Origin of the sequence: Actinosynnema sp. NPDC023794 (genome assembly GCF_040639675.1) — a bacterium.
Lineage (GTDB): Bacteria > Actinomycetota > Actinomycetes > Mycobacteriales > Pseudonocardiaceae > Actinosynnema > Actinosynnema luteola.
This window is the reverse complement of sequence record NZ_JBFAFR010000036.1, coordinates 19,934-32,097: the sequence shown is the minus strand read 5'-3', so window position 1 is coordinate 32,097 and position 12,164 is coordinate 19,934. Positions and strand designations below refer to the sequence as shown.

Annotated in this window: 9 protein-coding genes; 3 read left to right on the top strand and 6 right to left on the bottom strand. The window is 70.6% G+C overall.

Annotated elements, in window-relative coordinates; translation table 11 throughout:
• Nucleotides 1-89: 89 nt before the first annotated feature.
• The 4 genes from AB0H12_RS39330 to AB0H12_RS39315 all read right to left on the bottom strand — a co-directional run bounded on the left by AB0H12_RS39330 (nt 90) and on the right by AB0H12_RS39315 (nt 6,247).
• Nucleotides 90-2,840, bottom strand: coding sequence for a helix-turn-helix transcriptional regulator (locus AB0H12_RS39330; protein WP_499630127.1), 2,751 nt, complete (start codon nt 2,838-2,840; stop codon nt 90-92).
• A gap of 223 nt (nt 2,841-3,063) precedes the next feature.
• A complete protein-coding gene (locus tag AB0H12_RS39325; RefSeq protein ID WP_230567585.1) occupies nt 3,064-3,708 on the bottom strand; it encodes a response regulator transcription factor in 645 nt (214 codons plus the stop codon).
• Nucleotides 3,709-3,781: 73 nt separating this feature from the next.
• Entirely contained in the window at nt 3,782-4,927 is a 1,146-nt protein-coding gene (locus AB0H12_RS39320; RefSeq protein ID WP_499630125.1) for a sensor histidine kinase, read from the bottom strand.
• Nucleotides 4,928-5,044: 117 nt separating this feature from the next.
• Nucleotides 5,045-6,247: a macrolide family glycosyltransferase gene (locus AB0H12_RS39315; RefSeq protein ID WP_499630123.1), complete on the bottom strand. Its 1,203-nt coding sequence runs from the start codon at nt 6,245-6,247 to the stop codon at nt 5,045-5,047.
• A gap of 432 nt (nt 6,248-6,679) precedes the next feature.
• Here AB0H12_RS39315 and AB0H12_RS39310 point away from each other — a divergent pair, with 432 nt between their 5' ends.
• Both AB0H12_RS39310 and AB0H12_RS39305 read left to right on the top strand, forming a co-directional pair.
• Nucleotides 6,680-7,690, top strand: coding sequence for an ATP-binding cassette domain-containing protein (locus AB0H12_RS39310; protein WP_499630121.1), 1,011 nt, complete (start codon nt 6,680-6,682; stop codon nt 7,688-7,690).
• Entirely contained in the window at nt 7,683-8,456 is a 774-nt protein-coding gene (locus tag AB0H12_RS39305) for an ABC transporter permease (RefSeq protein WP_499630119.1), read from the top strand. The genes AB0H12_RS39310 and AB0H12_RS39305 overlap by 8 nt, the downstream gene beginning before the upstream one ends.
• A gap of 89 nt (nt 8,457-8,545) precedes the next feature.
• Here the strand turns inward: AB0H12_RS39305 and AB0H12_RS39300 are convergent, their stop codons facing one another.
• Together AB0H12_RS39300 and AB0H12_RS39295 are read right to left on the bottom strand one after the other, a co-directional pair.
• Nucleotides 8,546-9,262, bottom strand: coding sequence for a class I SAM-dependent methyltransferase (locus AB0H12_RS39300; protein WP_499630117.1), 717 nt, complete (start codon nt 9,260-9,262; stop codon nt 8,546-8,548).
• Nucleotides 9,249-10,343 carry a DegT/DnrJ/EryC1/StrS family aminotransferase gene (locus AB0H12_RS39295; RefSeq protein WP_499630115.1) on the bottom strand — a complete coding sequence of 365 codons (1,095 nt, stop codon included), beginning with the start codon at nt 10,341-10,343 and terminating at the stop codon, nt 9,249-9,251. The genes AB0H12_RS39300 and AB0H12_RS39295 overlap by 14 nt, the downstream gene beginning before the upstream one ends.
• Nucleotides 10,344-10,686: 343 nt before the next feature.
• Between AB0H12_RS39295 and AB0H12_RS39290 the strand changes: the two genes are divergently transcribed.
• Nucleotides 10,687-12,162, top strand: a complete 1,476-nt coding sequence (locus AB0H12_RS39290) for an NDP-hexose 2,3-dehydratase family protein (RefSeq protein WP_499630113.1) — start codon at nt 10,687-10,689, stop codon at nt 12,160-12,162.
• Nucleotides 12,163-12,164 lie beyond the last annotated feature (2 nt).

Genomic DNA, 12,164 nt, shown 5'->3' with positions numbered 1-12,164 from the left:
GTGGGGCACCGCGCGCACGCCATGCCCCACCGGGACCTCACGAACGCCACCGCTGACGGAACGGTCGGCGACATCGGCGTGACCGCCGGCTACGACACGCCCTGGCCCGTCAGGACCGAGGCCAGGTCGCCGCGGTTGTTGGCGTTCAGCTTGCGGTACACGCGGGTCAGGTGTTGTTCCACCGTGCTGACCGTGATGTAGAGCATGCGGGCGATCTCGCGGTTCGAGTGCCCTCTCGCCGCGAGCATCGCGACCCGCTGCTCGGCGTTGCTCAGCACCTGCGCGCCCTCGTCACCGCGAGGCGTGAGGGTGACCGGCCGGGCGTCCGGCGCGTGCATGACCGGCGTCGTCGGGTGCGGCACGGTGCGCTGCCGTGACGTGGCCGCCACCGACCCCGTCGGCGTGACGCCGCGGCAGGCCTTGGCGACCTGCTCCGCGCGGCTGGCGGTCTGGCGCGACAGCTCGACCTCACCCAGGTGCTTCTGCACCGCGCTCAGGTCGGAGAGCGCCTTGGCCAACTCGTACCGGTCGCCCGAGGTGTGCAGGGCGTTGATGGCCTGCTTGAGCAGGGCAGGGCGGTGCGCGGGCTCGGTGGCCAGGGCGAGCAGCCGCAGCGAGATGCCCTTGGTGCGCAGGTCCACGCACCGGCCGGGTTCGAGCTGCTGGCTGAGCAGGTCGCGCGCCTCGGACACCCGCTTGAGCTTGAGGCTCGCCTCCGCGACGTCGCTGCGCCACGACACGAGCGCCGGCACGTCCAGGCCCCACTTCTCCGCCTGCGCGCCCGCGTCCCGGAAGTCCCGGATCGCGGCGAGCGCCCGGTCGGTGGCGAGCAGGTGGTGCCCGCGCGCTTGGAGGTACCGCAGCCCGCCCAGGGTGGAGAACATCGAATCGGGCACCACGACGGAGTTCAGCACCTCGGCGGCTTCCTGGTGCCTGCCGGTCCTGGTCAGCGCGCTCACCAGGACGGAGACCGGGTAGCCGACCACCATGCCCCAGTTCTGCGGCGGCAGGACGCGCAACGCGGTCTCGGCGTTCGCCTTGGCCGCCGCCAGGTCGCCGCAGCGCAGCGCCACCTCGGCCCTGATGTTGCTGAACACCGCCAGCCACGTGCTCGCGCCGCGCCTGGTCGCCTCGTCCACCAGCGAGTCGCACCACTCGGTGGCCTTGTCGAGCCGGTTGCCGTAGGCGAGCGCGAGCAGCGCCGACGACACGATGCCGAGCGTGTTGTCACCGAGGCAGTAGCTGCGCACGATCTGCTCGGCGCTCGCCGACGCGGGGTCGTTGGCGCCCTCGGTCCACACCGTCTCGACCGCGGCCACCGCCTGCGACCACGGGTCGCCCGCCGCGGGCCGGTCGGACGGGGGGAAGTGGTTGCGGCCCGACCCGTAGATCAGGTGGTGGGTCAGTCGCAGCTCGGCCTCGATCAGGGGTTCGGACAGCGCCGCGCTGTCGTGCGCCGCGCGGAGGATGTCCGCGATCTCCTCCTCGTCGCCGTTCCACAGCGCGCAGCGGATGAGGACGACGGCGTCACGGCCGGACAGCTTGCCCTCCTGCAACGCCGTGCGCAGGGCGGGCAGGTAGGGCGCGGCGGCCGACGGGTTCAACCGCCACGACGCGCGCGCGAGCATGGCCGTGATCGTCAACCGGGTCTGCTCGTCGGCGCACGCGGTGAACGCGAGCTTGAGGCAGCGCAGGGCGAGCTGCACGCGGTCGGTGGCCAGGGCCTGCTCGGCCGCGGCGCGCAGCAGGCCGACGCCCCAGCCGTCCGGGACGCGGCCGGCCGAGATGATGTGGTCGGCGACGTCCATCGCGGACGCGCCGCGGCGGTGCAGCATCTCGGCGACGTCCAGGTGCGCGGTGGCGCGCTCGCAGGCCGACATGCCGCCGAGGACGGCGTCCCGGACCGCGGGGTGCCGGACCCGGCCCGCCGTGAGGATCCCCGCCTCGGTGAGGATGGCGAGGACCTGCTCGACGTCCTTGCCGTCCACCCCGGTCAGCAGCGAGAGCTCGGTCGGCTGGCTGAGGTCGCCCAGCACCGCGACGGCGCGGGCCACGTCCAGGGTCTGGTTGTCCCAGCGGTGCAGGCACGACAGCACGGCGTGCCGGAACGCCGGGCCGACGACCGGCTCGCACCGCTCGGCGTCGCCGCTGTTGAGGTAGTCCTCGAGCAGCGCCTGCACCAGCATCGCGTTGCCGCCGCTGAGCCGGTGGACCTCCGGCGCCAGCCTGCCCGCCTCGGCCGGGTCCACGACGGACCGCTCGACCAGTTCGGCGACGCCGAGCTTGGTCAACCGGGCGAGGTGGAGCCGGTGGTGCGGGCGGCGGGTGATCTCGGAGCCGAACAGCAGGTCGGTCGGCTGGGACCGGTCCCACTCGGTGACCACGAGCAGGATGCGCGCCCAGCCGAGCCGCCGCTGCAGGTACAGCAGGAGGCGGCGCGACTGGGCGTCGGCGTACTGGACGTCGTCCACCCCGATGACCAGCGGCCGGTCCTTGGCGAGGTCCAGGATGATCGCGCAGATCTCCCGGGCGGTCTGCGCCTCGTCGGCGGACGAGGCGAGCCGGTCCCACACCCGTTCGGCGACGCCGCTCGGCAGGCCGGCGCTGTGGAACAACTGGTCGAGCACACCCGCCGGCAAGCCGGTCTCGTCACGGGACCCGCTTGCGCCGAGAAATGTCGCACCGCCGGTCGTCGCCAACCCGGCGAATTCGTGAAGAAGTTTCGTCTTGCCGCTCGCGGGCCCACCGCGCACCACGACCAGTTGGCCACAGCCCGCGGAGATTTCCGCGAGGCGACCTTGCAGCAAATCGAACGCTTCCTCGTATTGAACAAACGCCATGCGTCTGACCCCCAAGCCAGCTCACGGGTACATCACTCAAAGCGAAGACCTGAACACGGCGCGAGAGGTATCCGTTTCAATACGAGACGGCCGGGTAGCCGTGGTAGGACGGCGCCCCGACACCCTTCACCGTGCGTGGTGGTCGCTGGTGCGACCGAGTGGAGCCTACCCACAAACGGATCAGGTGTGGTGTGTTTGCGGACATCCGCAAAAAGGGGTCCTACTACGCGTGACCGAGATACGTGAGCACGGCGCGCACGCGTCGGTGCTCATCGGGTGTTACATCGAGGCCGAGTTTGGCGAAGATGTTGCCGATATGTTTCTCGACCGCCCCCGAGGAGACGTGCAGGTCCCGTTCAATAGCCCGATTGGACAGACCTTGGGCCATTAGGCCGAGTACTTCCGTCTCCCTGTGCGTCAACGCGGCGAGCGGGTCGACCTTGCGCCGCGCGATGAGCTGCGAGATGACCTCGGGGTCGATCGCGGTGCCGCCGGCCGCGACCCGGCGCACCGAGTCGAGGAACTCCGCCACGTCGGCCACGCGCTCCTTGAGCAGGTAGCCGATGCCGGTCGTGCCGCCGGCCAGCAGCTCGGCCGCGTAGGTCTCCTCGACGTACTGGGACAGCACCAGGACGGGCAGGTCCTTGACGATCTCGCGGGCCGCCACCGCGGCGCGCAGCCCCTCGTCGGTGAACGTCGGCGGCAGCCGCACGTCGACGATCGCCATGTCCGGCCGGTGCTCCTCGACCGCGCGCAGGAAGTCGTCGGGGTTGTCCACGGCGGCGACCGTCTCCATGCCCTCGTCGGCCAGCAGGCGCTGCACCCCCGCCCGGAGCAGAGCGGCGTCCTCGACGATCACAACACGCATGCGCTCTCCTGACAGCAATGCCGGTACGCGAGGCACCCTACCGGCCGAGCACCGCGGCACACGGCGCTTCGCGTCACCACGAACAGGGCAGCTCAGCGCGGATGACGGTGGGGCCGCCGACCGGGCTCTCCACGGTGATCACGCCGTCGATGGTGGCCGCGCGGTCGGCCAGCCCGGCGAGCCCGCCGCCCGGGCGGATCTTCGCGCCGCCGACGCCGTTGTCGGTGACCTCCACGGTGACGCCGTCGCCGTCGCGGCGCGCCCGCACGGTCACCTCGGTCGCCTCCGCGTACTTGGCCGCGTTGGTCAGCGACTCGGCGACGATGAAGTAGGCCGTCGTCTCCACCGCCGCCGGTGGCCGCGGGGTGAGCTTGGTGTCGATGCGCACGTCCATCGGCGACTTCGCCGCGAGCGCGGACAGCGCGGCGTCGAGCCCCCGGTCGCGCAGCACGGCGGGCGAGATGCCGCGGGCCAGGTCGCGCAGCTCCGACACGGCAAGCTTGGCGCCGACGTGCGCCTCCTCGATGAACTCGCGCGCGGACTCCGGGTCCTGGGCCAGCCGCATCTTGGCCTGGCCCAGGCTCATCGCGACCGACACCAGCCGCTGCTGGGCGCCGTCGTGCAGGTCTCGCTCGATGCGGCGGCGCTCGGCCTCGGCGGCGTCGACGCCCCGCGCCCGCGACGCCTGGAGGCGTTCGGCCCGCCGTTGCAGCTCGGACTTCTTGGTCGGGCCCAGCACGCCGCGCGCGACCAGGCCGTGGGCGAACCCGATCCACGGCACGGCCCAGATGCTGACCGGCACGAGGACGACGCCGATCGCGGCGACGGCGAACTCGGCCACGCCCAGCGGCATCGCGAGCGCCACGTAGGCGACCTCGCGCCACGTCCGCGAGTCCGTGATGCGCCGGAACACGCGGCGGATCAGGCCGCGGTCCTCGTCCGGGTCGAACTCGATGGGGGCCACCGGCGGCACCTCGACGTCGAGCATCCGGCCGACCCACTGCCGCTCGATCCGGCAGAACCAGCCGGTCATCCGCAGCGTGCCCTCGACGATGGGTATGCCGATCCAGATCGGGGTGGTGATCGCCCCGACCACCAGCCCGGTGAACGTCAGGCCGAACTGGACGACGCGCGGGACGGCGCTGGCGAAGAAGAAGCCCAACGTCCGCAGGATGCCCTTGCGGGACCCGGCGAACACCCCGTCCCTGCGCACCAACATGTCGCCTCCGACCTGAACGTCACCGCCCGTTGGTGGCGATGAGCTCCCCCCGCCAGCCCAGGTCAGTAATATGGCATACCGGGCCGGATGCGGGGGAAGGTTGCGCCGAACGCCGGATCAGCCGTTGTCGACCAGGCGCTTCTCCAGCACGTCGGCCGCCAGCCTGCTGCCGCCCGACTCGCGCACGTGCCGCTGCATCTCGCGGGTGTTCGCCGCGATCTCCTCGTCGCGGGCCACCTCGGCGACCATGTCCCGCAGCTCCTCCACCGTCATGGTGCCGAAGGGCAGGATGCGGCCGACGCCCAGTTGCGTGATCCGCTTCGCGGTCGGCTGGTCGACCGGCGTCAACGGGATCATCACCATCGGCGTGCCCGTGTGGAGGGACTCCATGACGCTGCCGAGGCCGCCGTGGGTGACGAAGACGCTCGCGCGGTCGAGCACCTCCAGGTGCGGCAGCCAGCGGTGGATCTCGACGTTCGCGGGCAGCGGGCCGATCTCCTCCGGGTCGATGCCGTCGCCCACGGTCATGACCACGTGCCACGGCTCCGCCGCGAACGCGTCCGCGGCGACCCGGAAGAACTCCGGCATCTGGTTGAACACCGTGCCGAGGGACACCAGCACGACGGGCCGGTCGCCGGCGGGCGGCTCCCACTCGCCCAGGAACGGCCGGTCGTCCATCGACGGCCCGACGAACGCGAAGCGCTCCTCCTCGAAGGTCTCCCCCGCGAACTGGAACGCCCGCGGCAGGTAGACGAGGTTGAACTCCTCGCCCGGCAGGACGAACTCCGACACCGGCGTCTCGATCCCGAACGAGGCGATGACCTCGGCCATCGCGCCGAAGACGTCACCCATCTCGTCGGGCACCTCGCTGACCACGCCGTCCTCGTCCTCCATCATCGCGTGGAGGTAGGAGAAGTGCTCGTTCGAGGCGAACACCGAGACGGACTGGAGGGCAGGCCGCTGCCACTTCAGGCCCAGGATCCGCCAGGCGAGGGGCGTGGCGGAGTCGGCGACGACCATGTCCGGCACGTCGTCGGCCAGGCCCTCCAGCGCCGCCCGGACCATCGCGCCGCTGTCCTCGACCAACGTGCGCGGCATGAACGACGCGTCGGAGTTGATGATGTCGAGGATGTCGACCTTGTCGTACTTCGAGTCGTACGGGAGCAGCGTGGCCCCGGAGGGCTTGACGACCTCTGCCATGCTCTCACCGGTGACGTAGGTGACCCGGTGACCGCGACGAATCAGCTCGGCCACGACCGAGAGGTTCGGGAACACGTGACCGCGGTCGGGGATGCCGACGAACAGGAAATGGTGGGACATCGCTGAGGGTCCAATTCGGTAGGCGGGCTCATGTCTGAGGCGGGTACTCCCGACGGTATGAACCGCCGCCCCGTACGGACGGCCCCTAGCGGCCCCCTAATTCAACCCTTGTCGGGCGAAACCTCCCGTCGCGCCCGGTGACTGTTACCCGGCAATACACCCGTGCGGCGCAAGCGCGAAAGCTCGTGTTCACCCCAATGGCCCCGGCGCGGCTACTGCGAACGATAGGGGGCGCGAAGCACGGGAAACAGCTGCCGACGGTTGCGCCCTATGGCACAATCCCCGCAGATCAAGCGCCCGACGCGACGTGGACGCCGCGATCGACACCGTGTCCTGGCACCGGTGGTCGGCTTCCGTGCATCCCGGCCAATGATCATCCAATCAGTCACCACGAACGTCGCACCGCTCAACCGAACGAGGGGGACCACGGATATGGCCGATGACTTCGCGATCGAGGCGAACGGCCTGGTGAAATCGTACGGGTCGGTCCAAGTGCTCGCCGGCGTCGACCTCCAGGTCGCCCGGGGCAGCATCTTCTCGCTCCTCGGCCCCAACGGCGCGGGCAAGACGACGATGGTCCGCATCCTGTCGACCCTCGTGCGCCCCGACGGCGGCACGGCCCGGGTGGCCGGCCACGACCTGCTGAAGGACCAGCGCAAGGTGCGCCGCGCCATCAGCCTGACGGGTCAGTCGGTCGCACTGGACCAGCGCCAGACCGGCGAGGAGAACCTGCGCATGATGGCGCAGCTGTCGGGCCTGTCCGGCGCCCGCTCCCGCGCGCGGGCCAAGGAGCTGCTGGAGCAGTTCGACCTCGTGGAGGCCGGGGCCCGCCGCGTGGGCACCTACTCCGGTGGCATGCGCCGCAGGCTCGACCTCGCGGCCGGCCTCGTCGGCCAGCCGTCCATCGTGTTCCTGGACGAGCCGACGACGGGCCTGGACCCGCGCAGCCGCCGCATGATGTGGGAGGTGATCAGCGGTCTGACCGCCGCCGGCGTGACGATCTTCCTCACCACGCAGTACCTGGAGGAGGCCGACGAGCTGGCCGACCAGGTGGCACTGCTCGACGGTGGGCGCGTGGTGGCCGAGGGCACGCCGACGGAGCTGAAGGAGCGGGTGGCCGAGCAGCGGCTGGACGTCACGTTCGTCGACGACGCCGCGTTCCGCGCCGCCCTGGGCTTCCTCGGTGAGCGCGCCGTGCACCGCGAGGAGTCCCGCCGCACGATCGGCATCGCGACCGACGGCACGGCGGCGCACATGCGGGCGCTGCTGGACGAGATCGACGCGGACCGCACCGCGGTCACGCAGTTCGAGGTGCACAGCGCGACGCTGGACGACGTGTTCCTCGCGCTCACCGGGCGTGCCGCGACCCGGACCGAGGACCAGACCGGGAAGGCCGACGGCGACGCCGAGGCCAAGCACGAGAAGGAGATCTCCGGTGTCTGACACCGCCACCCCGCCGTCGCGCCTCGGCCAGTGGCCCGCGATGAGCAGCCGGGCCACCCGGCTCGCGCTGCGCGACCTGGACGCGCTGCTGACCACCTGGATCCTGCCGATCGCGATCATGGTGCTGTTCATGTCGCTGTTCGCGGGCGCCATCCAGACCGGCACCGACTACATCCTCTACCTCACCCCCGGCATCCTGCTGACCTGCGCGGGCTTCGGCGCCGCCACCACCGCGGTCACCGTCAACAACGACATGACCGGCGGCATCGTGGACCGCTTCCGGTCGATGGACATCAGCGGCGCGCCGGTGATCGCCGGTCACGTCCTGGTCGGCACGGTCCGCACGATCGTCACGCTCGTGCCGGTGGTCGGCGTCGCGCTGCTCTACGGGTTCCGGTCCGAGGCGACCGCGCTCGACATCCTCAGCGCGGTCGGCATCATCGCGCTGTTCATCTTCGCGATGGCGTGGTTGGCGGCGTCGGTCGGCGTGCTGGCCCGGTCGAGCGAGGCCGCGAACGCGTTCACCTTCGTGGTCGTGTTCCTGCCCTACCCGAGCAGCGCGTACGTGCCGATCCACACCATGCCGGGCTGGTTGCAGCCGTTCGCGGAGTACCAGCCGGTGACGCCGGTCATCGAGACCATCCGCGGCCTGCTGCTCGGCACGCCGGTGGGTGACAACCCGCTGCTGGCGATCATCTGGTGCGTGGGCATCGCCGCCGCCGGCATCGTGTTCTGCACGGTGATGTTCCGCCGTCGCACGGCCTGACCGAAGACCGTTCGCGAAACGAGAAGCCCGGCCGGGAATCCCCCGGCCGGGCTTCTCGTCCACAAGGGACGTCCAGTGTGGACGTCGGATCAGTGCGTCCTGGTGCCGACGAACAGCCCGCGTGCCGCGTGGCCGCCGCCCTCGACGTACTCCACCGGGCAGCCGGCGTCGGCGAACGCGGCCTCGTACTCCGCCTTCGTGTAGAGCCCCAGGCTCTGGCGGTCGGTGAAGTAGCGGATGTTGTCGCCCTCGGCGTCACTGACCAGGTAGTGCATCTCCACCACGCTGCGCGCCTTGACGGTCTTCCACCGGCCCATCCGCGACACGACGACCCCGTTGTGCTCGAACGTCGCGGTGACCAGCTCGCCGCCGTTCCAGTGCTCGGCGAGGATCCACGGTTCCACGACCAGGACGCCCTTGGGCGACAGGTGCCGCACCATGTTCTCGGCCGCCGCGCGCAGCCCCGCCAGGCCGGGCAGGTAGCCGACGGAGCTGTACATCGAGACCACCGCGTCGAACTCGCGGTCCAGCGCGACGTCCCGCATGTCACCGCAGTGGATCGGCACGTCGGGCAGCTTCACCCGGGCGTGCTCCACCATGGCCGCGGACAGGTCCACGCCCACCACCTCGAACTGCTCGGCGAGGTGGACCAGGTGCGAACCCGTGCCGCAGCCGAGGTCCAGCAACGTGGTCGCGTGCGGGCAGCGGTCCAGGACGAGGCCGCGGATCACGTCCGCTTCCGCGCGGTAGTCCTTGTGCGCCTGGTAGATCGCGTCGTAGGCGTCGGCGAACTCAGCGTCGTACACGGGAACCCCGTTCGGTGATGACGGCGCGGATGATCGCGGCGATGCCGACGATCTCCTCCTCGCCGATGGACGTGCCGGTCGGCAGCGCCAGCACGCGCTCGGCCAGGGCCTCCGAGTGCGGCAGCGGCAGCGGGGCGTGCACCTCGGGCGCCTGCTTGTACGGCTCGATCTGGTGGCACGCGGGGTGGAAGTAGCGGCGCGCCATCACGTTCCGGGCGTGCAGCTCGTCGCACATCTCGTCGCGCGACAGCCCGGCGACCGCGCCGTCGACCTCGATCACCAGGTACTGGTTGTTCGACCGCTCGTCCGGCGCCTGCTCCCGCACCGTCACGCCCGGCACGTCGGCCAGCTCCCTGAGGTACAGCTCGTAGTTGAGCAGGTTGTGCTTGATGATCTCGTCCATCACCTCCAGCGAGGTGAGGCCCATGGCGGCGACGCCCTCGTTCATCTTCCCGTTGGTGCCGTGGGAGACGACGTCGCGGTCCGGGTCGATGCCGAAGTTGCGCATGGCGCGGATCCGCGCGGCCAGCTCGGCGTCGTTGGTCACCACCGCGCCGCCCTCGAAGCTGTTGAGGAACTTCGTGGCGTGGAAGCTCAGCACCTCGGCCGCGCCGAACCCGCCCAGCGGCACGCCGCCGTAGGTCGAGCCCAGGCCGTGGGCGGCGTCGAAGATCAGCGGGATGCCGTGCCGCTCGGCGATCGCGGTCAGCTCGGCGATGGGGCACGGCCGGCCGAACACGTGCACGGCGACGATCCCCTTGGTGCTCGGGGTGATCACCCGCTCCAGGTGCTCGGGATCGATGTTGCCGGTCCCCTGGTCGATGTCGCAGAACACCGGGACGACGCCGATCCAGCTCAGCGCGTGCGCGGTGGCGACCCAGGTGAACGACGGCACGATCACCTCGTCACCCGGCCCGATGCCGCACGCCCTGGCGGCGAGCTGGATGCCGACCGTCGCGTTGACGACGGCCACGCAGTGATCGGCGCCGGTCACCTCGACCAGTCGCTGCTCGAACTCGCGGACCAGGGGACCGTCGGTCAGCCACAGCCTGTCCAGTGCCTCGTTGAGGAGCTCGAACAAGCGAGACCGTTCACCCACGTTCGGGCGCCCCACGTGCAGCGGGCTGCTGAAAAGAGGCTCGTCAGGCATTCCTGCATGGTGCGGGCCGGTCGACCGCCCCTTCAACCCCTACGGAACACCGGCCGCCCCTCGGCCGCCCCTTACGGAACTCGGGCGCACCCCCGACCTCACCCTTAGGTTCCGCGCCGGCCTTGATTCCACCGCGCCGAGGCAACACGATCGAGCGGGTCGACCGCGTCGACCCGTCCTCCACTTTACCCGGTCACGCGGCACCGTCGACCCTTTCCAGCGCGGTCCGTCCGTCGACCGCGCCGGCCCGCTCACGAGCCACAGGAAGTGCCCAGTGTCCGAAACCACGGCGGCACGAGCCGTCCTGCTGCGCACCACGGATGAGACGACACCCGTGCGCATCGCCGAGTCGGTCCTCGCCGACTCCGGTTCCGAGATGTCGCTGCCCGAGTTCCTCCAGTGGTTCGCCGAGAGACTGGCCACCGACGGCAGCGTCATCGAGAAGATCCCGCTGCGCGACCTGAAGGGGTGGCGGACCGACCCGGACACCGGGAACCTGGTCCACGACAGCGGCAAGTTCTTCGTGGTGGAGGGCCTGTCGGTGCGGATCGAGGGCGCCGCCGTGCCCGCGTGGACGCAGCCCATCATCAACCAGCCGGAGATCGGCATCCTGGGCATCCTGGTCAAGGAGTTCAACGGGGTGCTGCACTGCCTGATGCAGGCCAAGATGGAGCCCGGGAACTGCAACACCTTGCAGCTGTCACCCACCGTGCAGGCGACCAAGAGCAACTACACGCGGGTGCACAAGGGCGCTCCGGTGCCGTACCTGGACTACTTCACCGACACCGACCGCAACCACGTGCTGGCGGACGTGCTTCAGTCCGAGCAGGGTTCCTGGTACTACCGCAAGCGGAACCGGAACATCATCGTCGAGACCACCGACGACGTCGAGCTGCTCGACGGGTTCTGCTGGTTGACGATCGGCCAGCTGCACCACCTGTTCGAGATCGACAACCTGGTCAACATGGACTCCCGCACGGTGCTCTCCTGCCTGCCGTTCTCCGGTGACCGGCTGACCGACGCGTTCTCGGCCGCGGCCGGCGCGGTGCGGCTCGACGTGCTGCGGTCGTGCAGCGACGACGAGGGCAGCCTGCACACCACCGGCGAGATCCTGAGCTGGATCACCGGCGCGCGGACCCGGCACGACGTGGCCACCGAGCGCATCCCGCTGGACCAGGTCGAGCACTGGGTGCGCACGGACGAGCGGATCTCGCACGAGAGCGGGCTGTTCTTCAACGTCGTCGGCGTCGACACGGTCGCGGGCAACCGCGAGGTGCGCAGCTGGACCCAGCCGATGATCGAGCCCACCGACGTCGGCGTGGTGGCGTTCCTCGCCAAGCCGATCAACGGCGTGCTGCACGTGCTGGTGAACGCGCGGGTGGAACCGGGTTACCTCGACGTGGTCGAGCTGGGTCCGACGGTGCAGGGCATGCCGAGCAACTACGCCGCGCTGCCCGACGCCGCGCGCCCGCCGTTCCTGGACGAGGTGCTCGACGCGCCGGCGGACCGGGTGCGGTTCGAGACGGTCCTGTCCGAGGAGGGCGGGCGGTTCTTCAACGCGCAGACCCGCTACACCGTGGTCGAGGTCGACCTGGACGTGCCGCCGGAGCTGGCGGACGACTACCGCTGGATGACGCTGCACCAGCTGGTGAGCCTGCTGCGGCACGGGCACTACGTCAACGTGCAGGCCCGCAGCCTGATCGCGTGCCTGCACAGCACGTTCGGCGCGTCGAACTGGGACGAGGGGTGACG